Origin of the sequence: Aureibaculum koreense (assembly GCF_034296135.1) — a bacterium.
Lineage (GTDB): Bacteria > Bacteroidota > Bacteroidia > Flavobacteriales > Flavobacteriaceae > Aureibaculum.
In genome coordinates this window covers 101027-126989 of sequence record NZ_JAXKVV010000004.1, presented here as the reverse complement: position 1 = coordinate 126989, position 25963 = coordinate 101027, and the positions used below count along the sequence as shown (strand labels likewise).

The following is a 25963-nucleotide window of genomic DNA, read 5'->3' as shown; positions in this document are numbered from 1 at the left end:
CGATTTTTTTATAGTCCTAATTTAACTCCTACAGTAATACCCTTTGAATCTGGAAAATCTCCTGGATTATTTTCAGGACTGTACGATTTATAATCTGTAAATGTAAGTAAATTGGTACCCGTAACATACAATTTTGCATTACTAAATCCAATTTTTGATAAAGCTGATTGAGGTATGTTATAACCTAATGTCAGTGTTCTTAACCTAACAAAAGAAGCGTCTTTTACCGCCAAAGCAAATAAATTAGACGGAGTTGTAGGTCTTGGTCTTGGAAATTCGTTAGAAGGGTTTTCGGGTGTATAATACGGCACTTTAATACCATTCCTAATACCTTGCAATGTACCTCCATTTTCAAAAGATGCCAAATACGGATTTGACCTCATAGCACCTTGAGAAATAAATACATCAGCAAAAAGTTCAAATCCTTTAAAATTAGCAGTGGTATTAATAGAACCGTACCAGTCAGGGGTACTTTTAAAGTAATATAAATCTTCATTATCTAAAATCTTATCATCGTTCATATCAACTATCCTAACATCTCCTGGCATAGCATCGGGTTGAGCGGAGTTGGCAATATCGTCACCTTCTTGCCATATACCGTCAAATAAAAACTGTGTGAACGTACTCAGGGTTTCTCCAATATATAAGTCGTTGCCCGGTAAGTCTATTTCATTTCCTTCCGCATCTTTTTCACCAGTTAAAGAAATAATTTCATTTTTATTGGTGGAGAAAATTAGACCAACTGACCAATTAAAATCTTGTTTACGGATAATATTTGTATTTACGACCGCTTCAAAACCAGTATTTTCTACCTCTCCAACGTTGAACCTTGTTACTGAAAAGCCCGTTGTGCCAGGCAATACCCTATCTAGTAATAAATCAGTAGTTGTACTTTTATAAAATTCAAATGTTCCTGTTACTCTATTTCTAAATAATCCATAGTCCAAACCAATATTCAAAGATGTAGTTGTTTCCCATTTTAAATCAGGATTTGGTAATCTATTTAAAGGGGCAAAACCTCCAGAAGTAACACCGCCAAAAACGTAAGGTATATAATCTGAAACACCTAAAGTCTCTTTGGAATCAATACCATCATTACCAGTTTGACCGTAAGTTATTCTTAACTTCATCTGATTAATACTATTGGAGTCTTCTAAAAATGACTCCTCATGCATTTTCCAAGCAAAAGCTATTGCAGGAAAGAAACCCCATTTTTCTTTAGCTCCGAAAACCGACGAGCCATCTGTCCTAGCTGTTAACGTTAATAGGTATTTATCCATTAAGCTATATCTAGCACGACCTAGAAAACCAACTTGCCTTTTTCTAACAATCTCTCTAAAAGATTCACCTATGTTATTTGCAACTCCGTTATAACCTAAATCGTCATTTGCAAAGTTTGATTTCTCAATTGAGTTTGTATTGGTTTTACGTTCATTTACCGAATGTACAAAGGTTAAATCTAATTTATTATTCTCGTTGATTTCCGGTGCATAATCGATAATGTTTTCCAATAAAAATTCTCTGTAAAACTTGTCGGATAATGTTGCCAACCCATTCACATCACCATCTCCGCTACCATGCTTACTACTTCTGTAGATGCCCTGTTCCGACGCTCTATTACGTAAAAAAGTATTTAATTTATACGATAAATTAGGTGTAAATTGATACAAACCAACCAAATTGATATCCGTTAAGTTTGTCCTTACCTCATTAGTTGACTCTCTAATATTCCACAAAGGATTAATGGTTGTATTACCAGACCCTAAAGGCTCTTTATTTAACTCACCATTTTCATCAAAAGGCTTTGCCAGTGGCGAAATTGTTATAAAGTTCAATGAATTACTTTCAATATCTTGCAAGCTTGTTTGAAAATTCACATTAGCCTGTAAGCTTAATTTTTTAGTAACCTGTTGATCTACATTTAACCTAAACGTTCCTCTTTTAAAGCCTGAACTGGGTATTAACCCGTCTTGATCAAAGTAGTTCACACTTGAAAACACTTTTGTTTTTTCACCTCCACCCGATACACTTAACGAATGGCTTTGGATTACGGCATTTTCCATGACCAAGTCTTCCCAATCTACATAAGTCCTATTGTTCAAAGATTCCAGTTCAAACGGCTCGAAGATGTCTTCATCTGGCTCATACTCATCATTATTATCAGTTCTGCGTGCCTCTCTACGAACTTGTGCAAATTCTTCACCTGAATACAAATCAAAGTTCTTTGTTAATTTTTGAGAAGTTAAATAACCATGGTAATCTATCTTAAAACTACCTTCTTTACCACGCTTGGTAGTAATAAGAATAACACCGTTTGCTGCTCTAGCACCATAAATTGCTTGAGATGATGCATCTTTTAGAACTTCAACGGAAGTAATATCAGAGGCTGCAACATCATTAATATCATCATAAGGTATACCGTCAACAATAATAAGCGGGTCATTACCCTCTATTGACACCTTACCACGAATTACAATGTTAGAGTTACCACCTGGCCTGGCATCATTTAGATTAACCTGAACACCTGCGGCTCTACCCCTTAACATTTCGGATACATTAGTTGTGGGCACTGCCACAGCTTCTTCCACATCCACACTGGCTACGGAACCTACAACATCACTCTTTTTTACCGTACCGTAACCTACAACCACAACCTCATCTAATATATTGTCTGGATCTAAGGTAACTGTAATATTATCGGCAATTGCCACTTCTTTGGTAGTGTAACCAATGAAAGACACTTGTAATGTAGTTGCATCTGCACTTACATTCAATGAAAATTTCCCATCAAAATCGGTAGAAGTTCCATTTGTAGTTCCTTTTACTACTACAGAAGCACCAGGTAAAGGTGTTCCTGTTTCATCTAGCACAGTTCCTGTAACTGTTTTTTGGGCTTGTACCGCAGTAAAACCGCTAAGTACAAAAGCAAACATCAGCAGAGCTAGATTTGTCCTTTTTTTAAATAGTTTTAACATCATAAGTTATTTGAGTTTAATTTTAATTTTTCAATATTAAGAACAAATCGTTTAAGACAAGTGACCTTAATATTAATTCTCGGTTAAATATAAATCCAATTGGATAACTGAACTTTATTTGCTTTTAAAAGCAAAATAAAATAACGTTAGCTTTAGATTTCATTTCGTGTCATTATATTTAATGGCAATAATACATAATTTTTTTAATAAAACAAAATTATACGAAATAAAATAAAATAAAACGAAACTTTTTTAATTTGTTACGAAAGCACTAGCATCAACAATCCCGCTAATGAAGCCCCAATTATAGGCCCAACAACAGGAACCCAAGCATAACCCCAATCGTTTGAGGCTTTATTTTTAATGGGTAATATTGCATGCATAATCCGTGGACCTAAATCACGGGCCGGATTTATGGCATAACCGGTTGTGCCTCCCAAAGACAAACCAATTACCCAAACTAAAAACGCCACGGGTAAAGCTCCTAATGAACCTAAACCGATAGTTGTTTCGGGTTCTGATAAAGTAGCATCTGTAAAATAAAGCACCACAAAAACCAATACAAAAGTGCCGATAATTTCAGAAAAAACATTTGAAGAGGTATTTCTGATTGCCGGAGCGGTACAAAAAACCGCTCTTTTGGTTTCGCCATCTTCTGTAACATCAAAGTGAACTTTATAAAATATCCAAACAATCAGAGCACCCAGCATTGCACCGATAAATTGAGCCAACACATAGCTTGGCACTAACGCCCATTCAAATTTACCTGCAACGGCCAACCCAATACTAACTGCTGGATTCAGATGAGCACCGCTGTAAGGCCCAGCAACAACTACGCCCACAAAAACGGCTAATCCCCAGGCGGTGGTAATAACCATCCAACCTTGGTCGTTAGACTTTGTTTTTTCTAAAATAATATTGGCAACTACGCCACCTCCTAAAAGAATAAGAAAAAAAGTTCCGATGATTTCTGCTATAAATGGTGTCATACTTGTTAGGTTTTATTAATAATTTTATTTTTTTGATTAACGAACAACGATTAACGAGTTTTGATTTTTGAACTTTTGCTTTATTGCTTGGAAAATTTGATTATTTCTCAAAAACACAACCCTAGCCCCTTTTACGCGTGTCACTGAAGCTTTAATGGTTACGAAGCGTAAGCACAAGAGGGGAACCGGTACATTTATAGCCAAGACTCCGAACTTTTTCAATTGTAAAAAGTTAATTCATTTAAAAAAAATTCTGAACTCATAATTTTTTTGTACCCAGAGTCCTTTTTCACTTCTGTCTTCGGCCTCAGGTCTTCCGACCTATTTTTCCTTCGTCCAATATTCAAGTGCGTCAATGGCTTTGTACCAGCCTTTAATGCCAATTTCTATTTCCTTTCTATCGTTAGTAGGTTTAAAATGTTTGTCTGTTTGCCAAATCTCTTGAATTTCTTCTGGGTTTTCCCAATAGCCTACCGCCAACCCAGCTAAAAAAGCGGCTCCCATTGCTGTTGTTTCTACAACTTTTGGGCGAACGGTTATTGTATTTAACACATCCGCTTGAAATTGCATCAGCATATTATTAACCGTTGCCCCACCATCAACACGCAATTCCTTTATTGAAATACCCGAATCTGCTTCCATCGCTTTTAAAATATCCATGGTTTGATATGCGATGGACTCTAGGGCTGCACGGGCAATATGGGCATCTGTACTTCCTCTGGTTAATCCGAAAATTGTGCCTTGGGCATGTTGGTTCCAATGTGGAGCTCCTAATCCAGCAAATGCGGGAACAAAATAGACCCCTTCAGAACTTTTAACAGATTCCGCTAACGCTTCAACATCTGAAGAATTACGTATTATCTTTAAACTATCACGCAACCATTGTACAACCGCCCCGGCAATAAAAATACTACCTTCTAAGGCATAGCTTGTTTTTCCATTTATTTTCCAAGCTACCGTCGTTAATAAATTATTTTTTGAGACGGTGGGTTTATCACCAATATTCATGAGCATAAAGCAACCTGTTCCGTATGTATTTTTTACCATTCCTGGTTTTGTGCACATTTGACCGAAAAGGGCTGCCTGTTGGTCTCCTGCAATGCCTGCAATAGGGATTTTAGTATCGTAAAAAGTGGATTGCGTATGGCCGTAAACCTCACTTGACTGTTTTACTTCGGGCAACATACTTTTCGGGATGGTCAGTAATTCCAACATTTTATCATCCCAATCCATAGTATTTAAATTGAACAATAATGTTCGTGAAGCATTGGAAACATCAGTAACATGCTGATTGCCTTTCGTAAAATTCCATATCAACCATGTGTCTATGGTACCCATAAGCAGATTGCCGTCTTCGGCTTTTTTTCTTGCACCATCAACATTATCCAAAATCCATTTTACTTTTGTGCCAGAAAAATAGGAATCTATTACCAGTCCGGTTTTCTCTCTTATTACTTCTGCTTTGCCTTGTTTTTTTAGCTCATCACAATAATCTGAAGTACGCTTGTCTTGCCAAACAATAGCATTGTAAACTGGTTTGCCTGTATTTTTATCCCAAACAACAACCGTTTCTCGTTGATTTGTGATACCAATTGCAGCAATATTCTCTACATTTAACCCTTTTTTCGCTATGGCTTCAGCTGCCACACCAGCTTGTGTCGACCAAATTTCAGTAGGGTCGTGTTCTACCCACCCTGGTTTTGGAAAATGTTGTGTAAACTCTTTTTGAGCCACAGAGATAATATTTCCCTTTTTATCGAAAACGATGGCCCTAGAACTGGTTGTTCCTTGATCTAATGCTAGTATATATTTTCCCATAACCTGTTTTTAAATGATTTAAAACTCAAAAATTTCTTAAAATTAAGAAATCCATTGATTCATAACACGTATTGTTTTGCAATCTTTGTAAAATTATCAATTTCTTTACGCTCCCAAACTTTATCTTTACCTAGTTCTTTTGCTAAAAGTTCAGCAACTATCGGTGCAGAAATAATGGCTGCCCTAGCGTCTAAAAATAACATTCGCACCCTTCTTGCCAAAACATCCTCAATGGTTCTTGCCATTTCATTTCTAATGGCCCAGACAGCTTCGGCTTTGGTAAAATCTGATTTTGGATGTAATTTTTCACCCAATTTAGGTTCTTTAACTATTAATTCTTCAATACCTTTTTGATCTGTTCCATAAATATAAAGATGGTTTGTTCTATCCAAATTATTCATAGCACCATGTATGGAAAGGTTCTTGGTTTTACATTCCTTGTTAGGTAATTTCCCTATGGAAATGGCTTTATTAATGGTGTCTTGTGCCATTCTCCTGTAAGTAGTCCACTTGCCGCCGGTAATGGTTATAAGTTCAGATTCAGAAATGATAATTTTATGGCTTCTTGATATTTCTTTGGTTTTCTCCGAATCGTCTTTAGGTGCCGCCAATGGCCTTAATCCTGCAAAAATGCTTAGCACATCCTGCTTACTTACTTTTTTATTCAAGTATTTATTTGCAGTGGCAATAATAAAATCCACCTCCTTATCCAAAGGTTTTGGCTCTAAACTATGACTATCCAGTAATGTATCCGTTGTACCCACAACAACTTTATCGTGCCAGGGCACTAAAAATAAGACCCTGCCATCATCCGTTTTAGGAATCATAATGGCATCGTTGCCCGGTAAAAAGGATTTATTTAAAACCAAATGTATCCCTTGGCTAGGACGAACCATATTTTTAGCATTTTCATTATCCATTTGCAATACCTCATCAGTGAATACGCCCGTGGCGTTTATTATCACTTTAGCATTCAAATTGTAGCACTCATCTCTTTCCCTATCATGTGCAACAACGCCATTTACTTTTCCAGTATCGTCCTTTAATAATTTTATAACTTTACAATAATTCAAAAGTGTGGCACCCTTTTCTATACAGGTTTGGGCGATATTTATGGCTAATCTGGAATCATCAAATTGTCCGTCATGGTAAACCACGCTACCTTTTAATTTATCCGTTCTTATTGTTGATAATCTTGAAGTTGTTTTCTTTTTATTGATCCTTATAGATTTTCCAAAACTCAGTTTACCTGCTAAAAAATCATATAATTTTAAACCGATGGTATATTTTAGGGTATCCCATAATTTATAATTTGGAATAATAAAAGACTGGTTAGTTACCAAATGGGAAGCGTTTTTTAACATTAAGCCTCTTTCATATAAAGCTTCCTTAACCAAATCGATATTACCTTGAGCCAAATAACGCACACCTCCGTGGACTAATTTAGTACTTCGACTTGAGGTCCCCTTTGCAAAATCAATCTGTTCCAATAAAAGAGTTTTATAGCCACGCGTAACACTATCAAGTGCTATTCCCAAGCCTGTTGCCCCTCCTCCTATAATAATAACATCCCAATTTGAATCGGATTGTAACTGTTCAATTAATGTTTCTCTTTGGAACAAACTCACTTCTATTTTGTTTTGATTTATATTGTAACGGTTTCAAATATACACATTTTAGGCAAAAACGAAAGAAAACGAAAATTTATTTTTCCAAAATTTGGGGTTAGTATGCATTAAAAGACTTTTTATTTCTTCGTTTGCTTTCAATTTGATTATATTTGGAATGTTAAACTCATTATACTGCAGCATGAAGCGACATCAAATAATTTTAGACATTTTAAACAAGGAAAAATACCTCGAAGTATTAGATCTTTGTAAAATTTTAGATGTATCTGCTGTTACCATTAGAAAAGATTTAAAGCTGTTAGAAGAAAAAGGCCTTTTGTTTAGAACACATGGTGGAGCTTCTCTTGAGAATCCTTATATTAATGAAAAAGCGGTAAATGAAAAGGAAAAAATATCGGTAGAAGAAAAAAATGGAATCGCTCAGACTGCTGCAAAGTTAATTGATGAAAACGATTCAATCATGATTGCTTCCGGTACAACCGTACAGGCATTGGCAAAATTTATAACCCCTAAAAACAAATTGACTGTAATTAGCTCTTCGTTGTACGTTGTACTACATTTAATCAACCATAAGAATACGGAAATTTTGCAGCTGGGCGGCTATATTAGGCATAGTTCGGCATCGGTTGTCGGTAATTATGCTACGCAAATTTTAGAAAACGTATCTTGCAGTAAATTATTTTTAGGTGTGGATGGTATTGATTTAGAATACGGCCTGTCGACAACAAGTTTGGAAGAAGCCCAACTTAATAAAAAAATGTTGGCCTCTGCACAGAAATCCATTGTATTAGCCGATTCCTCAAAGTTTGGTAAGAAAAGCTTTGCTAAAATATGCGGAATAAGAAATATAGATCAGATTATTACGGATGCGGGAGTATCTAAATCCATTGTTAAAAAGTTAGAAGAAAAAGGCATTGTAGTTACGGTAGTTGGCTAAATTAGAACTGTTTCCGCAGGTATAGTCATACTATAAATCAAATCTTTACGTTATACTATTTTAATCCATAATATCTATTTATGAAAAAGTTGTTATTTATATTTTTAATTTCTCCATTATACATCTTAGCTCAGACAGAAGACACATCACAATCTACTGAAAAACAGGAAAGCAAGGTAATTGTAGAAGAATGTATTGCCGGTAATTGTAAAAATGGAAAAGGCACAATGCAGTACCAAACTGGAGTTTACGAAGGTTATTGGAAATCTGGACTGCGTGATGGCGAAGGAAAATATACATGGACAAATGGTGATGTTTATGAAGGGCAATGGACTAGTGATAAAAGACATGGGTATGGGATTTACACCTGGAACGATGGCTCAAAATATAAAGGAAACTATAGCTATGGTATTCGTAGCGGATATGGAATTTATTACTATACTAATGGTACAATTTACGAAGGTACTTGGCAAAATAACTTAAAACATGGTATTGCTAACTTTTATTATCAATCTAGTGTAAATATTGGTGGCAAATACATAAATAACGAATATGTTAGCGGTACAGGAATTAATCAAGAAAGTTATAATTTTAAACCTGCAAATTAGTTTGTAAGTTTTTAATTAATTTACGTCTTATTACTTGATGGATTCATGTCCATCTTCTTTTTCATAGCAATTTCCCGTTTTTAAGAAATTAAGAACGGGATTTTTTTTACTTTCGCTTTAAAATATCCCTTTTGCAACGAATTATAGTATCCGTTACGAGCGACTTGGTTACAGACCAACGCGTACATAAAGTTTGTACAACTTTGGTAAGTATGAAATATGAAGTAATTCTCATAGGAAGGAAATTGCCCAACAGTTTACCAATCAATAGGAGTTATAGAACCATCAGAATGAATCTGTTTTTTAAAAAAAAGTGGGTTTTTTATGCAGAATACAACTTGAAATTATTTTTTAAGCTGCTCTTTTTAAAAAAAGACATTTTACTTTCCAACGATCTTGATACTTTGTTACCCAACTTTTTAATTAGTAAGTTATTTGGTAAAAAGCTGGTTTATGATAGTCACGAGTTGTTTACCGAAGTAGGTGAGCTAATTAATAGGCCCAAAATCCAAAAAGTGTGGCTCTCTATTGAAAAGTGGATATTTCCGAAGCTTAAAAATGTATATACTGTAAATAAAAGTATTGCCAATTTTTATCAAAAAAAATATGGTGTTGATGTGGAGATTGTTCGAAATATTGCTCCAAAATTGCAAAACAAAACGGTTGACTTAGCTTTCTCGAAAAAAATAAAGGGAGATAAAAAAATGATAATTTTCCAGGGTTCCGGAATTAACTCCGATCGTGGAGCAGAGGAAGCCATACAGATGATGCAATATTTAGAGAATACAATACTTTATATTATTGGCGGAGGTGATGTTTTTAAAGAATTAAAGGTTTTGACAAATTCATTACAATTAGAGGATAAGGTTATTATTAAAGATAAATTGCCTTATGACGAATTAATGGAATATACCAAAATAGCTGATTTAGGATTGTCATTGGACAAAAGCATCAACTTAAATTATGAATTTAGTTTGCCCAATAAAGTTTTCGATTATATACAAGCGGGAATTCCGCTCTTGATTTCCAACAGAAAAGAAGTAGCTGCTATAGTTTCTGAAAATAAAATTGGTTGGATAATTGAAGATGTTGAACCTAAAAAAATGGCTGAAAAAGTAACGCTGATTTTTAATGATAATGAGCAATATCAGATTTACAAGGAAAATTTGATTAATGTAGCGGATAAATATTGCTGGGAAAAAGAGTCGGAAAAATTGAAAAGAATATTCAAGCGGTTAAAGTGATTCTTTTTTTAAACTATATAGAAAAGCCAGTTTATAAAAATCAAATAATAGCAGAGATGGATTTTTAGAATTTAATTGCTTAAAAATTTGGTTTTTAAACGTCCTAAAAACAAATACGATTGGTTTCTTAATAAATCGTAGTCTAATGTATTTATCAATTAGCTTAATATCTTCTTTCGTTACTAAATTTTGTCGATACAGAAATAACGCATTTCTAACTGCTTGTTCCGTCTTTTTTAAAAAAACAGATGATTTTTCAACTCCCAAATGAAAAACTGGATTTTCAATGTGAAGAATATTTATTTCTCTCTTTCTCAAATCTATGCCCAAAAGTGTGTCTTCATGCCCATACTGGGTCAAACTTTCATTAAATTTAATATCTTCAAAAACCTTTTTTTCAATTAAAAAATTTGAGGCCAATAAATAGCGAAATGGTTGTTGCTTTCTTTCAAATACACTCTTTTCTTCTCTTTTTTTTCCGTATTTATGCCGCAATTGCCTTTCTGATTTTGGTTTTTCTGTTTCGTATCTGATTCCACCGCAAATAACCTTATTATTTAGTGATATTACTTCTAAATAGTTGTTAATGAAGTCAGAACGCAAAGGCTTGACATCTGAATCCAAAAATAACAGCCAATTGAATTTGGCTTTACCCGCTAAAATATTTCTAACTTTACTTCTCCCAAGATTTTTATCTAAAATATTATAATTTGTATTACTTAACGAATTAATTTGAATGGGAGGAATGAGAAATTCTTCCTCAGAAGAATCATCAATGCAGATAATTTCAAAATCAATAGATGATGAAACAAGTTGTTTATGCACTTCCTGAATTAACGGAAGTGCTTTGTAATTATATGTGGGGATTAAAACAGATAACACTATCTTTTTAAGAGTTAAACCACTTCAAAAATCTTTTCACCGTCACATTTAACAGTTTTATGAGGGTATTTTAGAATCAAGGCATAATCGTGAGTTGCCATTAGTATAGTTCTTCCTTCCTTGTTAATTTCCTCCAAAACACTCATTACTTCTAAAGAAGTTTTTGGGTCAAGATTACCAGTGGGCTCATCGGCTAAAATTAATTCAGGGTCATTTAATAAGGCTCTGGCAATGGCGACACGTTGTTGCTCACCACCAGAAAGCTGAAAAGGCATTTTAAAACCTTTAGTTTTCATTCCTACTTTTTCTAGTACTTCATCAATTTTGGCCTTGCATTTTGAAATGTCTTTCCAACCAGTTGCCTTTAAAACGAAAAGTAGATTTTCATGTACATTTCTATCGTTTAACAATCTAAAATCTTGAAAAACAACGCCCAGTTTTCTTCTTAAATATGGAATTTGCTTTTCTTTAAGTTTAGTCAAGTCATAATCTACAATATGCCCTTCGCCCTTAAGCAAAGGCAAATCTCCGTACAAGGTTTTCATCAAACTACTTTTACCACTACCAGTTTTACCGATTAAATACATAAAATCTCCTTTGTAAATATCTAAACTAATATCCGAAAGAATCAGGTTTTCTTGTTGAAAAATAGACGCATTCTTTAAATGTAGTACTGGTTTTTGCTCGGCCATAAATTTGTAATTATTTACTTGACAAATTTAGGGAATAAAATTGAATGAATACGGGGAAGTCTTTTAACTTTAAAAAGCCCTAAATCAATACAGAGAGAATTCAAAAAAACATTAAACCACGTTTACTTTGGCTCAATATTTGCCTTTATGCTGTAAATTTTAACACATTTAGTTAACAAAATGTTATATTAATTAACAATTATACAATTTAGAATAAATTGGACGTTGTTTAACTTAGAGTGTGTTATTTTTGATTTTAATTAACGAACTATCTTTTAAACTATTCATAGCAATGAAAAATCGCCCTAGTTGGCTTATTGCCTCCCTAATTTTAATATACACAGCTTCCGGCTTTGCCCAAAAAACCGAAATTTATACGCACGATTTAACAGCATATAATCACGCCGTTGACTTATATAATAATAGAGACTTTGTTGCGGCCAAACATCAATTTAACGAATTAAAATCAGAGTTTGACGATATTTCTGAATATAAGGCCAATTGTGCTTATTATGAAGCGTTTAGTGCCATACAAATAGGAGATAAAGATGGTGATAAAATGATGCAAAGTTTTGTGGAACGGTTTCCTACAAGCACAAAGCAAAATACCGCTTTTTTAGAAGTGGGCGATTATTATTTTAAAAATGCCAATTATCCTTATGCACTAAAATGGTACAAACGTGTAGAAACTCGAAACTTATCCATTAAGCAAGAAGAAGATTTTAATTTTAAATATGCTTATGGGTTATTTGCCGTGAGAAGCTATGAACAGGCCAAAGGTGTTTTTCAAAAATTATTGACTTCGCAAGAGTATGGCTCACAAGCCAAATATTATTATGGGTTTATTGCTTATCAAGACGATGATTATGATAACGCTGACCGCTATTTAACCGAAGTTGCCGACGACAAAGAATTAGGTGATGATGTGCCTTATTACATGGCAAATATTAAATTTAAAACCGGGCAATTCCAAGAGGCTATAGATGTTGCCGAACCTTTCCTTGCCAAAGCCGATAGAAACGAACATTCTGAAATTTCTAAAATTATTGGTGAAAGTTATTTTAATTTGAATCAGTATGCCGAAGCAATACCGCACTTAAAAAATTATAAAGGCAAACGCCGTAAGTGGAACAATACGGATTACTACTTGCTAGGTTACGCCTATTATAAACAGAACGACTACGAAAATGCCATTGCCAATTTTAACAAAATTATTGGTGGAGAAAATGCGGTATCGCAAAATGCCTATTACCATTTGGCGGAATGTTATTTAAAAACTGAATTAAAAACCGAAGCGTTAAATGCTTTTAGAAATGCCTCGCAAATGGAATATAGCGAGGATATTAAAAAAGACGCGTGGTTAAATTATGCAAAATTGAGCTATGAAATCGGAAATCCCTACAAAAGTGTGCCAGATGTTTTGCAAGAATATCTTGACCTTTACCCTAAATCATCTGCCAAAGATGAAATTGGGGAATTACTTATCAGTGCGTATATTTCTTCTAAAGATTATGCAGGTGCCCTGGAAGCTTTAAAAGGTAAAAACGAAGCCCATCATAAAGATTTGTACCAAAAAGTAGCTCTTTTTAGAGGAATCCAATTATTTAACGATGGCGATTACGACAATGCCAATGAGTATTTTGATATTGCCATTGATAACCCCAGAGATAGCTCAACAACGGCACGTGCCATTTTTTGGAAAGCGGAAACAGATTATTTATCAAATAATTTTCAAGAAGCATTAACAGGTTTTCAACAGTTTAAAAATATTGGTTCTTCAGGACTCTCAGAAAATGAACTTATAGATTATAATATTGCTTACTCCTATTTTAAGTTAAAGGATTATAATCGTGCAGGTGACGAATTCCAGTCTTTTGTAAATAGTAATCCATCTGACGAGGATAAATTAAATGATGCTTATTTACGCTTGGGCGATGCATATTACGTTTCCAGTAATTATAATAAAGCCATTACAGCTTATAATAACGTTATCAACAACAAGGGTATAGATCGTGACTATGCTCACTTTCAACGGGCAATGAGCTATGGGTTTATTAGAAGAAACAATGCAAAAATTGATGATTTTAATGCTTTCTTAAAGGCGTATCCGAAATCTACTTTGCGAGATGATGCGTATTACGAATTGGGTAATTCTTATATAGTTGCCGAAAACAATGATGATGCATTAGCCACATATAATAACTTATTGAACGAATACAAGCGAAGTTCTTATGTTCCAAAAGCCTTGCTGAAACAGGGTTTAATCTATTATAATATTGAACGTGACAATGAAGCTTTAGATAAATACAGGCGGGTTGTAAAGGAATTCCCAAACACTAGCGAAGCGAAGCAAGCGGTTGCTAATGCACGACAAATTTATGTGGATTTGGGTCGTGTGGATGAATATGCAAGTTGGGTAAAAGGCTTGGATTTTGTTACTGTTACAGATTCTGAACTGGATAATGACATGTACGAATCTGCCGAAAAACAATACCTGTTAAATGATCGTAAAAAGGCAATTTCAGCATTTAAAAAATACCTAAAAGAATTTCCAAATGGCGGACATGCGTTGCACGCTAATTTCTATCTGGCGGAAGCTTTATTCAATGAAAAACAGCAAACAGCATCCATTCCACATTATAGTTATGTTACAGATCAGGAACGTAACGAATTTACCGAACAAGCCTTATCTAGATTATCACAAGCTTATTTAGAAGCCGATAATTGGTCAAAGGCTATGCCAATTCTAGAACGTTTGGAAGAACAAGCAGATTTTCCTCAAAACATCACTTTTGCCCAAAGTAATTTGATGAAAGGGCATTACGAATTGGAAAATTATGATGCCGCCGTAGACTATGCCGAAAAAGTATTAACCAGACCAAAATTAGAGAATAGAGTAAAATCTGATGCCAAAGTGATTATTGCCCGTTCCGCCTTTAAAACAGGAGATGAGCCCAAAGCACAAGAAGCTTATGAAGAGGTCGGTAAAATTGCCACAGGCGAATTAAAAGCTGAAGCCTTGTATTACGACGCATACTTTAAGCATCAAGAGGGTAATTACAAAGTATCAAATACCATTGTTCAAAAGTTGGTAGCAGATTACTCAGCCTATAAATATTTTGGGGCAAAAGGATTAATTGTTATGGCTAAAAACTTTTACGAATTAAAAGATGCGTATCAAGCTACTTATATTCTAGAAAGTGTTATAAAGAATTTTGCAGACTATAAAGATGTAACCGATGAAGCCAAAGCGGAGCTTGTGAAAATCAAAAAGAAAGAAGCAGAAACCAATGAATCCGTAAATCCGAACAATTAATAACATAAGTATTAAAACAACTTTAAATCTTGAATTTTCAATTTCAAATTTAATTACAATATGAAAAAATACATTTCAACATTGATTATACTATTGGTTACAACCATAACTTTTGCTCAGGTAAGAAAAAAGGATACAATTGGCACAGAAGTTATCAATGTGGTAAAATCATATACTCCTACGGTTTCCGATGCTTTTAAAATAAAGTCATCGCCCGAAATTGATACCAATGACATTAATGTGAAAAAACCCATTAGTTACTCTATTTTTTCAATTCCTGTAGCTTCAACTTTTACTCCCGCTAAAGGTAAAGCTAAAGTGCTGAAGGTAAATCCTAGTCCGCAAGTATATGACAATTATATTTCAGCGGGGTTTGGAAACTTTTCCACTCCTGGTGTTGAACTGTTTGTACATGGCAATAGTAACCGATACAATGATTTTGGAGCATTCTTTAACTTTATTTCCTCCAAAGGGGGCATTAATAATGTTGTTTTAGATGATAATTATTTTGATAGCCGACTGGATCTTTTTTACAAACAAGAAGAACGCGATTTCGATTGGCAGATCAATGCAGGGGGAAGAATGCAAAAATACAATTGGTACGGTCTGCCCGAAAAGTTGAGTTTTAGTCAAAATATGTTAGATAATATAGATGAAGAGGTAAGATATACCGAAATTTATGCAGGTGGTAAAATAGATTATAAAGATTCCTTTTTTCAAGGCGGTACCGTTGAGTCCAACCGTTTTACAGACGATCAAGGTAGTGCCGAAATTCACTTTTTAGCAAAACCCGAAATAGAATTCCCTATTGCTTCGGAATACATAAACGCCGATGTACGATTGGAATTTTTAAGGGGAAAGTTTCTAAGAAATTATAACAATACAAGCGATTTAAAATATACTTTTTTCAATATTGGTTTTAACCCTAGCTTAGAAATTCTACGTAATAATCTTACGGTAAATCTTGGTGTAAAATTATTGTATAGTTCAGGTTCGGGCAGTGGTAATGAAAACAAAGGTTATTATTACCCTAACGTAACAGCTTCTTATAAGCTTATAGATGAAGTGTTGACACTCTATGGTGGTGTAACAGGAGATTTACATCAAAACTCGTTTAAAGGCTTTGCAGATGAGAATCCGTATGTGTCACCTACCTTGACAATGAAACGTACAGATGAACAGTACAATGGCTTTTTTGGTTTAAAAGGTAAATTGGCTTCAAATATTGGGTATAATTTTAAAGCCTCATATAGTAGTGAACGAGATAAACCTCTATACAAGTTAAACCCCTCTAAGACCGAAGGGGCTACTTTGGTTGACTACGGTTATGAAGCCGGAAACTCCTTTGGAATTGTTTATGATACCATACAAACAATTAACGGATTTGCAGAAGTAACCATAGATTTATCTAAACAATTAAAACTGGGTGGAAATGCAGAATTTAACCAATATAATACCAAAAACGAAGAAAAAGCATGGAACTTACCCGCTTTAAAAGTAAGTGCCTTTGCCAATTATAATAACGAAAATTGGTTTGCTGGGGCTAATATATTTTACGTAGGCAGTCGTAAAGACGAAATATCTACGCCCATACACCCAGCAACTATAATTACGGTGGGTGATTATGTAGATCTAAACTTAAACGGTGGATATAAGTTCAATGAAAAACTAACCGTTTTTGCCAAGGTAAACAATCTATTAAGTAGCGATTATCAAAAATATACCAATTACTATGTACAAGGTTTACAGGTTTTTGGTGGATTGACATATAAATTTGATTTCTAAAAGCCCATCTCTAGTCCTTCCCTGTGCCTTCGCTAAAGCTATGGCGACACGCGGAAAGGGAAGGGAACTTGGAACGCGTACAATAATTGTTAAAATTAGTATTGACCCTTGATGAGTAACATTGAGCTTTCCCTTTTGCTTAATGTTACTTGTTTTGGGTTTTTTTGTTTTCTATAATTTTTTCGATTTTCTGAAGAGCATCCTTGCCAACGCCTCTGTATAAAATTTTTCGGTTTTTATCGATTAATATAAGGGTTGGATATTCTATTATTTTTAAACCCCTTATTATTCCCGACCTATTATCATTTTTATGAAATGAATGTACCCAATCCATTTTTTTATCATGAACATAATTTATGACATTTTCAACATTTTTATCGTATGCAACACTTAAAATTGTCAAATCAGAGATATGATTTTGGGAAACCCTCTTTAATTCAGGAGTTAGTTCTCTACATGGTAAACACCATGTTCCCCAAAAGTCAATTAGCGTATATTTTTTATCTTTGACAATTTCTGAAATATTGAACTTTTCGGTTTTAAGATCTGAAAGTTGAAAATTCTTAATTCTATCCCCTATCCTATAGCTGAAAAATTCTTTTAAGGTATCTAGTTTTTTTAACTTTAACATTGTCATTTTTGATGATATGGTGTCCAGTATAAAAATTTCATTATTCAGCTGAATTGTGTCATTTATTGTATAACTAAAATTTGAATTATAATCGGAATCTGTTTCACTAAACGTCAATGAATCAGATTTTATTAAAAAATTTAAATAAGGATAAACCCCTTGTATTGCAACATCAAAATTATTCTCTTCATAAGTAAAATTCCCTTTCCAATAATCTTTAAACTTAAAATGAATTCTTGATTTGTTAATTATTTTATCGTTGCTTAAAATGTTGTTATAATAAGAGTATGCACTTGGATAAATAATTACCCTTCGTTTTTGAAAAATAACACTGTCATTAATATTGACTCGTACTTCCAAGTGTTGAATGGGTAAATTGTTGTAAATTCTTTGGTCTTTAGGTTCTAAATAAAATTTTTCATCAAAAGATAAAACTAAATCATCAGAAAAGTCTTTATTATTATTTTCGTCAAAAATAACCTTTTGTTGTCCATCCTTAAAATAGGTTACAATTGCCAAAGGACTTAATGATGGTTTCTTTCTTTCAACAAAGCTGTCTAATCTAAAAGTTTTATAGGCAAGGCTATCAACAAAACCTAATTTATAAAGATCATATTTGAACTTTCTATAATCCAATATCATTGTTGAGATTATCAAAGAGTCTACTCGGGGTATATTTTTATATTGCAATTGAGAGTTATAAAATTTTGGATATTGATTGTACAATGATGATGCCATGAGTGAAGAGTATAAATTTGAAAAAGCAATTGATTTATTCTCTGTTATTTCTAGCGGTATTGAAATTTCATTATCATTAATTCTATCATTTTTACAAGAAAGTAGTGTGCAAAGAATTCCTAATGCTAATATATTTTTATTAATCATAATTTAATATTAAAAATTCCCCAACAAAGTAAAAGAAAAATTCCGTCCCGGTGCACTAATTCCAGAAGCAAATTCCCTGTAATGCGTGTCAAAAATATTATCGACGGCTATCATAAAGTCTAAGTTTTTGGTCAATCGGTATTTTGAATTAAAATTCAAGGTAGTCCAAGCGGGTGTGCCGTAGTAGGAATCTGTCGTCGCTATGTAAGGCGTGTCTTCATAACGGTCAATATCTTCTGTAATGTTATAATCTTCAGGCCTTTTTCTGCCGTTGAATTTTACATCTACCCCTAAACTTAACTTGCCCTTTTCATGGTTTAGAGCTACCATTCCAAATAAGGGAGGAATTGAAGATAAAGGCTCTTGAGTATCATAAGCTTTGCCCTTGGTGTAAGTTATAGAACCTCTAGTACTTAAATGGTCTGTTAGCCTTCCTTTTACATCTAAAGTTCCGCCAAAAATATAGGCATTGTCTTTATTTACGTTGGCCACAATGTTGGCCTCTTCGCCATCGTACATCATGGTTGTTTTTCCATTTAAGCTAAAGCCTTCACGGGTTATATAATTGTCTAACAAGGTGTAATATACTGTTCCTCCAACATAGAATTTTTTCTCGTTAAAATATTTTAAAACACCTAATTCTGCATTATAGGCATATTCAGGTCCTAAATCTATATTAGGAACCGTTACATCCCCACCTTGTTCACGCACTTTTCCTAAATCGTCCAAGTTGGGCGACCTAAACCCTGTTGAAAGTACGCTGTTCAATTGCAAACTTTCTGAAGGTTTATACACATAGCCTAATGTAGCCGAAATTGAAGCATTGTTTACCGAGAAATTATTATCTGGCAATTTAAAGAACGTTTCATCTATCCATTTAGCAGCAAGATACGTTTGTGTAAATCGTATTCCGGAATTTAAAGTAGATTTTTTACTGATATCTTGGCGGTAATTAGCATAAACCGCACTCGTGGTATATGTGCTGCCACCATCCGCATACCTTGATTGGACTGCAAAAGTATCTGAAAAACCTGTTATTTCGTCGCCGTCAATGGCTAAGGTTTTCCCTTCTGGATTTGATTCAACATTATTATGGGTAAACTCGGCTCCATAAGATAAGATTCTGTCTTTTAATTTTGTCAGCGGAACTGAAAAATCAGCATTGGCACTAAATACATCCACATTTTCTTTTCGAATGGTTCTATCTAAACTTCCAAATTTTCTATTGATTCTCGATTCTTTTATGTTTTGATATGCCAAAGTAATACTTCCATTGTCCAGCCATTTTTTTTCCGGATTTATTTCCAATTGTGTGGAAGCTAAAAAACGTTGTTGTGGACCATAATACCATTCGGCAAAGCGTAATTCACCATCACTGATTTCAGTTAATCGATCAAAACGGGGAATATCAGAAGATGTACTATACTGAAAATTGACATTCAAGTCCGTTTTTTCGGATAAAGGAATATAAAACTTCTGCAATAAATCTGTTTGGTCGTAGCCCGTATTTTTCTGTAGGTTGGGATTGGAATTTTCAACAGGATTTTCACTGTAATAATCATCTGTATTGTTAGAATATTCAAATACTTTCCCCCAATCATCAAACCCATGATTTCGGTTTTTACCCATCCTTAAATCCCCAAAATCACTTCGCGAAACACTGGTAAACGTCGCAAATCTTTTAAAGGACAATTCAACTCCAGCTTGGGCGGTAACTTCATTGTTTACTGTGCTGTATCTGGTTAAAAAGGAGGCATCGAAATCCGTTTCTTCGCTGATTTTTGGTTTTCTGGTATAATAATGGATTACACCACCCAAGGCGTCGGAACCGTAAACAACGGACGACGGACCAAAAATAACCTCAACCCTATCCAACATATTGGGCGAGACTGTTATAGAATTTTGTAGATGCCCTTTTCTATAAATGGCATTGTTCATACGTACACCGTCAACCACCAACAAAACACGATTGGCTTCCATTCCCCTTAAAACCGGGCTACCTCCACCAAATTGAGATTTTTGTACTTTTATTCCTGGCATTTCCGCTAACATATCTGCCGATGTTTGTGGCGATACCCTTTGAATATCTTTTATAGAAAAAACATCGATTTGCTCAGCAATTCGCTTTCGCGATTCTTGGCTTTTAGAGGTTGATAAAAACACTTCGTTCAACTGTTGTGCGGTAGTTCTTAAAAAAATTTTATCAGTGGTTATTTGTCTTTTCAATACTTCAAACTCAATATACCCAACATGTGTAAAAGATAAAATATCGTTGAATTTAAAGATGGAAAGGTCAACTTTTCCGTTTTTATCTGATACTTTGCGTTTGGTCTTATCTTCATTAAAAACGGCAACATTGGCAACGGGAAATTTGCTTTCCTCATCTAAAACAGTAATGGTTTGTGCGGTTGACGAAAAATAGGAAACTATAAAAGTAAGTAATAAAAATTTCTTCATCTACATAAATTTTTATAATCCTGTGCATTAGATGCACTCATCTCGGTTGGTTGTTTTTAATTAAATGACGATTATCGACTTAGTTAAAGACTGTTTTTAAAACCTCTAAAGATCTTGGTTTTCTAAATCCCGGTAAATGTAATTCAAAATATTGGATTAGAATTTCCAATAAATCTTGTCGGTTGGTTTTATTCAGTTTTAGTTCGTTAAGTCCATCAAAATTTGTGCCGAGCAGCGTTTTAAAATAATCTAAATTTTTACCAGAAATATATAAGTTTGATAATATATGATTGGAAAATTTTCCTTCTATCAAATTAAAATACAGAAATTGGCTACCTTTTTCTGGATAGAAACCCAAATATTTGGTCAAGTTCATCAAAAATACCAAATGAAAATTAGAGATGGAGTTATTGGCATCCAACCATTGAAAAGCGGTTTCTATATAACTGAACAATGACCGGTTTTCTTCTTCTTCCTTTAAGGCATGTGAGAGTACCTCGGATAAGAACACCATCATGGTTTGTTTAACAACACTATTATGAATGGTGGTATACGGTGTACTGATTTTAGCTTCTTTTATAAAGTGTAATGATTTGCTATTGTTATAATTAGCCGTAATTTCCAGTTGCGTAAGTGGTTGAAAAAAAGCTGGGGATAATTTACCTTTGGTGGCTTTAAAAAGCCGTTTTATTAAATAAGACCGTAATCCTTGTTCCGTATAGCATTTTACGATAAGGTCATAATCGCCATACTTAATAGCGTTCAGCACAATAGCTTTGCTTGTGATTAGCATATTATACCAATTTAATTGATTATGGCTATTTTGGTAATAGAGGTTTCGGACTTGTCAGGAATTGTTAACAGCACAACGTAAACCCCCGAAGCTACTTTTCTACCTGCCAAATTGGTTTTATCCCAAATTACCTTTCCCCCTTTTAATTCTTGACCTTCGATTACATTGGTTTCATGAACCAATCGCCCTGAAGCATCCAGTATTTTTACGTTTGTGCCACGTGGCAAATGTGTGCCGTTTCTGCCGTCAATAGTAACAAAAGCATGTTCTTTCTTTACAGGATTCGGATAGGCATATACTTCGCCCAATCCATCCCCGAAAGGGGCAACATTATTATTAAAAGCAACTAACCCTTTATCAGTTGCAAAAAACACTTTACCGTTGCTGTTATCGACTTTGATTTTAATAATTTTATTGGATGGTAAAGGTGAATTGCTCTCATTAAAATTAAACAATGTTTCTTGTCCTGACGGATTGGTAGCCAGCACACCGCCCGTATCCGTACCGAACCATTTATTGTCGGCTCCGTCTATAGCGATGGAACTTACGGGTTGATCTCCCAATAATTTTTTGGCAATGCCGTCATCTTCAATAATAACCGGAGAGGCATCATAAATAGCATCGTCAAAAACACCTCCAGCATTTGAAAATACTACCAGACCTTTTTTGGTACCAATCCAAATTCTATTATTTCTATCGACTGCCAAAGATCTTACATTAGGATCGGGCAAAGAACCTTTAGTGGCTTCTGTAACCAAGGCCCTTTTTCTATCACCGGATTCGTTATAAACCAATGCTCCATTCCGTCGAGATCCTATCCAAATGTTCCCTGAACGGTCAATAACCAATTCGGTCAAACCTAATGCTACATTTGTGAAAATAGAACTCAAATCAAAAGAACTCCAGGTACCTTCAGGACTTAATTTTTTTAATTTATTGTTAACCCATGAATTGCTAATCCAAAAATTGCCTCTATTATCAAAAGCTGAGCCATTGATTCTAACACTGCTGTAGTTTGGATTATTTGGTGCCAAATCTTCTAAACCACTATTGGTATGGTTCCAAAAAGCAATAACCTCATTATTTTCAACCACCAACATGCCTCCCGTAGCATCGGGATGGTTTGTATCGTTCTGCCCAAATGAACTGATATATGCCTTCTCCGGGTTTTCAGGGTCAAGAGTAACATGCACTAAATCCCTTACTGGATCAATTTTACCGTATGGAATATTAATCCAGTCGGTGGTATTAAAATGACTGATAGCACGCTCACTTTGTAAAGGGGTAAAAGCGGCGTCGTAACCTCCGTAAACCACCCAAATATGATTGTTCTCAGCAGTTATGGAAAATATATCGTTTGAAATGGGTCCTTGTGGGTGGATTTCGGTATGCTCAAAACCATTTGAAAAACTTCGATGTAAAATACCAAATTCAGAAGTGCCCAAATATATAGAATTACCCTCTGCATAGGCGGACTGTAAAACATAATCATGTTCTGGTGTTGTATTGGTAATTACCTGTTGTGATAAGGCATTATTGTAAACATAAGCAGATTTACGGGTTGTTGCCGTTAGGTAATTTTCAGATGCTTTTAACTGTAAAATGTTATCCGCTAAAAAATTAATAAACTGTAAACTAGTGCCATTTACTTTATACAAACCGCTAAATCTTGAAGTGAAAAGTTGATCGTTAAAAACGGTAATGGTTTTAAAATCGCCAACAAAATCGCCTTGTGGTTGTTGCCAATTATTGAAATCGATCAAACTATTGCTGTTAACATCGGCGGTATAAATTCCGTTCTCTGTAGCGGCATATATCAAATCGTTAAAAATGGCAATTTGGTTAATGTTAACTGTTGATGAATTATTACCAATAAAATAAGTGTCTTGATATTCTAGTTTTTCAATATCATAAACCACAACAGCAAAAGGTGTGGAAAAATATAGTTTATCGCCATGTTCAGTAATGTGATTAATAGCTTTTTCCCCAGTAATGCTCAAGCGTTGAATATCATTGGCCAATGTAATTTTACCTTTTTCGTCAATTATTTCCAAGAGTCCGTTTTGGTAACCAATAACTAGTTTTTCATATGCCTCGCTGTAATAAATGCTAGATGTGGCCTCTCCTGACAACCCTTGAACAGACGAAAGTTTTTCAGTTTCTTGACTTATTTCATCATAAATAAAAACGGCGTTATCCGTTACTGCATAAACTTTCGACCCTGTTTTTATAAAATCTTTTACATTATTGTAAGAATAAAAATCTTCCCAATTGGCACTAAAATCGGTTTGTGCCCGACCGAATACGGCAAACATTAGCGTAAATAGAAAAATATTTTTCTTTATCATCAATAATAGATTTCTGCCAAAGATATTCAAATAATAACTAAAGCAAAAACTAATTTAATCGATTAGAATTTTGAAAATATGACATAAAAAAACCTCAAATAAATGGGTTTTTGAGGTTTTAGGGGAACAACTCTAAATTATTCCTTTTCATAGTAATTTTCCCGAATTCGAATTAGTAATATTTTTATGTTAAGAATTGATTAAAACTGTTTCTGTTTTTTTGAACAACCAGTTTATCCCTGATTTTACATACACTACATTTTGCAACACTTCCTCATCATTTATTATTACTTTTATAGTCCTAATATATCGCGTTTCGTCTGTGTTCTGTAAAACGATTCCTTTGCCCACAAAATCTAAGAACTTTCTGTTGACTTCAATATTTTTCAGTACATCAGCATCTGATGGTTTAGAAAACGAGGTTATAGACATTGGGTTTTTAAGTAGTTGCAAAATACTATTCAAATGTACATTTTGTTTTAATTCATTAAGATTAAAATCAATAAATGTCCAGAAAAGTTTAATAAATGGTAAGATTTTGCCAATAAATGGTAAGGTTAGTATCCAATATTAGAAAAAAGTTATCCCCAAAAAAGGGTAGATTTAACTCACAAAGTTCTTTATAGTATCTTCTTTGGAAATTTAATGGTAACCTTAGTACCTGTTTCTTTGTAATCTGAAATATCTTCAATAATTACATACACTTTTTGGTTTTCATGTAACAGCTTAATTCTATCTTCAGACGCTTTTAAACCAAAAGGTTTTCTGTTGGATTTATATTTAGCATCGTTGGCTTCGGATTCTTTTATACCTACACCGTTATCAATGATTTCGCAACGAATATTATCATCTTCGTCATAAATGGATAGATTAATCCGCTTATAATCTTTTTTGGTATTAAATCCGTGCCAAATGGCATTTTCAATATAAGGCTGCATAAATAATGGTGGTACTTGAATATCTCTTAAATTTATATTTTCATCTATAGTTACAATATAGTCAAAACCTCCAATCATACGCATTTGTTCAAGTTTAATATACAATCCTAAAATTCCCAAATCATCTTCTAAGGGTATGGTTAAATTCGTAGAATTTTTCAATACTTCACGTATTAATCTTGAGAATTTTGTAATATAATCAGAAGCCTTTTCTTTATCGTGCTGCAACACAAAATTGTTGATTGAGTTTAACGAATTATACAAAAAGTGCGGATCCATTTGTGTTTGTAGAACCGTCATTTTTAAATCAGCCATTTCTTTGGATTTGCTAATTAACTCGTTCTCCATTTTTATTTTATTCTTCTCGAAAAGATTAAATTTATGGGCAATTAACGATGTTGTCATTATCAATTCGATCACGGCCCCTAAATACATCAACAACTTTGGGTTAAAACCAATATTCTCGAAGTAGCTATTATCAAAGGCCATTTTTAATAAATAGCTTACAATAGCCAAGGTTAAATAAGATACAGACCCAATAATAAAATAAGTGACATGCCTCCCTTCTATTTTAGTGAGCACAAAATAAGTAAGTACAGAAAACACAGCAATAATGGGCATTAAGAAGATAAATGCCTTTTCTTGATAACTACTCCCTAAAAATATTTCAATGGCAATAAAAACGAAAGCAATCAAAAAAGTAAAACGCATAGCCAAAACTATGAGCTGATCCCATTCTGGGATTTTCTTTTTTGTTTCTAAAATGTCCCTTCCAAAAGCTATGTAAGATGCCAATCCCAGAAGTAATAAGGGGTAATTTATATAATCATAAATAAATTCGAGTTTATCACCGATTACATTTTTTATGTAGTAAAGAAAAAAACAAAGTAAAAATAAGCTGTAATAGAGGTATTGCTTTCTTTTATTTAAAATGTAAAATAGTAGGCTATATAAAGCTGCAAACAATAGACCCCCTCTTATCCATGCGTATATTTCAGAACTTAAGTCAAATAGCATAGGTAAATGGTTAATTACAG

17 protein-coding genes are annotated in these 25963 nt (G+C 34.0%); 5 read left to right on the top strand and 12 right to left on the bottom strand.

The genetic code is table 11. The features are described from left to right. Positions 1-8 precede the first annotated feature (8 nt). From UMM65_RS05595 to UMM65_RS05580, 4 genes are all read right to left on the bottom strand, one after another. On the bottom strand, positions 9-2978 hold the full coding sequence (locus tag UMM65_RS05595) for a SusC/RagA family TonB-linked outer membrane protein (protein WP_321975502.1): 2970 nt from the start codon (positions 2976-2978) through the stop codon (positions 9-11). Positions 2979-3235: 257 nt separating this feature from the next. Further along, entirely contained in the window at positions 3236-3964 is a 729-nt protein-coding gene (locus UMM65_RS05590) for an MIP/aquaporin family protein (RefSeq protein WP_321975501.1), read from the bottom strand. Positions 3965-4285: 321 nt separating this feature from the next. Beyond that, entirely contained in the window at positions 4286-5782 is a 1497-nt protein-coding gene (gene glpK / locus UMM65_RS05585) for a glycerol kinase GlpK (RefSeq protein WP_321975500.1), read from the bottom strand. A gap of 59 nt (positions 5783-5841) precedes the next feature. Beyond that, positions 5842-7410 (bottom strand): glycerol-3-phosphate dehydrogenase/oxidase, encoded by a 1569-nt coding sequence (locus tag UMM65_RS05580; protein WP_415859556.1) that lies wholly within the window; start codon positions 7408-7410, stop codon positions 5842-5844. Positions 7411-7591: 181 nt separating this feature from the next. Between UMM65_RS05580 and UMM65_RS05575 the strand changes: the two genes are divergently transcribed. The 3 genes from UMM65_RS05575 (at position 7592) to UMM65_RS05565 (ending at position 10199) form a co-directional block, all read left to right on the top strand. Continuing rightward, the gene (locus UMM65_RS05575; protein WP_321975499.1) at positions 7592-8347 is read left to right on the top strand and encodes a DeoR/GlpR family DNA-binding transcription regulator; all 756 of its coding nucleotides are present in this window, start codon (positions 7592-7594) and stop codon (positions 8345-8347) included. 80 nt (positions 8348-8427) lie between these two features. Next, a complete protein-coding gene (locus UMM65_RS05570; RefSeq protein ID WP_321975498.1) occupies positions 8428-8955 on the top strand; it encodes an MORN repeat-containing protein in 528 nt (175 codons plus the stop codon). 131 nt (positions 8956-9086) lie between these two features. After that, complete coding sequence (locus tag UMM65_RS05565; protein ID WP_321975497.1) at positions 9087-10199, top strand: glycosyltransferase; 1113 nt, start codon at positions 9087-9089, stop codon at positions 10197-10199. Here the strand turns inward: UMM65_RS05565 and UMM65_RS05560 are convergent. Together UMM65_RS05560 and UMM65_RS05555 are read right to left on the bottom strand one after the other, a co-directional pair. Then, a complete protein-coding gene (locus tag UMM65_RS05560) occupies positions 10191-11081 on the bottom strand; it encodes a glycosyltransferase family 2 protein (RefSeq protein ID WP_321975496.1) in 891 nt (296 codons plus the stop codon). The genes UMM65_RS05565 and UMM65_RS05560 overlap by 9 nt on opposite strands. Positions 11082-11095: 14 nt before the next feature. Then, positions 11096-11773, bottom strand: a complete 678-nt coding sequence (locus tag UMM65_RS05555; RefSeq protein ID WP_321975495.1) for a cell division ATP-binding protein FtsE — start codon at positions 11771-11773, stop codon at positions 11096-11098. Positions 11774-12065: 292 nt separating this feature from the next. Here UMM65_RS05555 and UMM65_RS05550 point away from each other — a divergent pair, with 292 nt between their 5' ends. Continuing rightward, positions 12066-15089, top strand: a complete 3024-nt coding sequence (locus UMM65_RS05550; RefSeq protein ID WP_321975494.1) for a tetratricopeptide repeat protein — start codon at positions 12066-12068, stop codon at positions 15087-15089. 60 nt (positions 15090-15149) lie between these two features. Beyond that, positions 15150-16874: a TonB-dependent receptor domain-containing protein gene (locus tag UMM65_RS05545; protein WP_321975493.1), complete on the top strand. Its 1725-nt coding sequence runs from the start codon at positions 15150-15152 to the stop codon at positions 16872-16874. 145 nt (positions 16875-17019) lie between these two features. Here the strand turns inward: UMM65_RS05545 and UMM65_RS05540 are convergent, their stop codons facing one another. The 6 genes from UMM65_RS05540 to UMM65_RS05515 all read right to left on the bottom strand — a co-directional run bounded on the left by UMM65_RS05540 (position 17020) and on the right by UMM65_RS05515 (position 25943). Further along, positions 17020-18390, bottom strand: coding sequence for a TlpA family protein disulfide reductase (locus tag UMM65_RS05540; RefSeq protein WP_321975492.1), 1371 nt, complete (start codon positions 18388-18390; stop codon positions 17020-17022). Between the two features lie 9 nt (positions 18391-18399). Next, positions 18400-20847, bottom strand: a complete 2448-nt coding sequence (locus UMM65_RS05535; RefSeq protein ID WP_321975491.1) for a TonB-dependent receptor — start codon at positions 20845-20847, stop codon at positions 18400-18402. Between the two features lie 79 nt (positions 20848-20926). Next, positions 20927-21640 carry a DNA repair protein RecO gene (gene recO / locus UMM65_RS05530; protein WP_321975490.1) on the bottom strand — a complete coding sequence of 238 codons (714 nt, stop codon included), beginning with the start codon at positions 21638-21640 and terminating at the stop codon, positions 20927-20929. 11 nt (positions 21641-21651) lie between these two features. Beyond that, positions 21652-23988, bottom strand: coding sequence for a type IX secretion system anionic LPS delivery protein PorZ (gene porZ / locus UMM65_RS05525; protein ID WP_321975489.1), 2337 nt, complete (start codon positions 23986-23988; stop codon positions 21652-21654). A gap of 189 nt (positions 23989-24177) precedes the next feature. Continuing rightward, positions 24178-24420 carry a hypothetical protein gene (locus UMM65_RS05520; RefSeq protein ID WP_321975488.1) on the bottom strand — a complete coding sequence of 81 codons (243 nt, stop codon included), beginning with the start codon at positions 24418-24420 and terminating at the stop codon, positions 24178-24180. 188 nt (positions 24421-24608) lie between these two features. Beyond that, positions 24609-25943 carry a sensor histidine kinase gene (locus tag UMM65_RS05515; protein WP_321975487.1) on the bottom strand — a complete coding sequence of 445 codons (1335 nt, stop codon included), beginning with the start codon at positions 25941-25943 and terminating at the stop codon, positions 24609-24611. Between the last annotated feature and the right edge of the window lie 20 nt (positions 25944-25963).

What these genes read in the sequence shown, in the direction of transcription:
- UMM65_RS05595 (WP_321975502.1), bottom strand. Translation starts at nt 2,978, where the DNA reads ATGATGTTAAAACTATTTAAAAAAAGGACAAATCTAGCTCTGCTGATG.
- UMM65_RS05590 (WP_321975501.1), bottom strand. Translation starts at nt 3,964, where the DNA reads ATGACACCATTTATAGCAGAAATCATCGGAACTTTTTTTCTTATTCTT.
- glpK (WP_321975500.1), bottom strand. Translation starts at nt 5,782, where the DNA reads ATGGGAAAATATATACTAGCATTAGATCAAGGAACAACCAGTTCTAGG.
- UMM65_RS05575 (WP_321975499.1), top strand. Translation starts at nt 7,592, where the DNA reads ATGAAGCGACATCAAATAATTTTAGACATTTTAAACAAGGAAAAATAC.
- UMM65_RS05570 (WP_321975498.1), top strand. Translation starts at nt 8,428, where the DNA reads ATGAAAAAGTTGTTATTTATATTTTTAATTTCTCCATTATACATCTTA.
- UMM65_RS05555 (WP_321975495.1), bottom strand. Translation starts at nt 11,773, where the DNA reads ATGGCCGAGCAAAAACCAGTACTACATTTAAAGAATGCGTCTATTTTT.
- UMM65_RS05550 (WP_321975494.1), top strand. Translation starts at nt 12,066, where the DNA reads ATGAAAAATCGCCCTAGTTGGCTTATTGCCTCCCTAATTTTAATATAC.
- UMM65_RS05545 (WP_321975493.1), top strand. Translation starts at nt 15,150, where the DNA reads ATGAAAAAATACATTTCAACATTGATTATACTATTGGTTACAACCATA.
- UMM65_RS05540 (WP_321975492.1), bottom strand. Translation starts at nt 18,390, where the DNA reads ATGATTAATAAAAATATATTAGCATTAGGAATTCTTTGCACACTACTT.
- UMM65_RS05535 (WP_321975491.1), bottom strand. Translation starts at nt 20,847, where the DNA reads ATGAAGAAATTTTTATTACTTACTTTTATAGTTTCCTATTTTTCGTCA.
- recO (WP_321975490.1), bottom strand. Translation starts at nt 21,640, where the DNA reads ATGCTAATCACAAGCAAAGCTATTGTGCTGAACGCTATTAAGTATGGC.
- porZ (WP_321975489.1), bottom strand. Translation starts at nt 23,988, where the DNA reads ATGATAAAGAAAAATATTTTTCTATTTACGCTAATGTTTGCCGTATTC.
- UMM65_RS05520 (WP_321975488.1), bottom strand. Translation starts at nt 24,420, where the DNA reads ATGTCTATAACCTCGTTTTCTAAACCATCAGATGCTGATGTACTGAAA.
- UMM65_RS05515 (WP_321975487.1), bottom strand. Translation starts at nt 25,943, where the DNA reads ATGCTATTTGACTTAAGTTCTGAAATATACGCATGGATAAGAGGGGGT.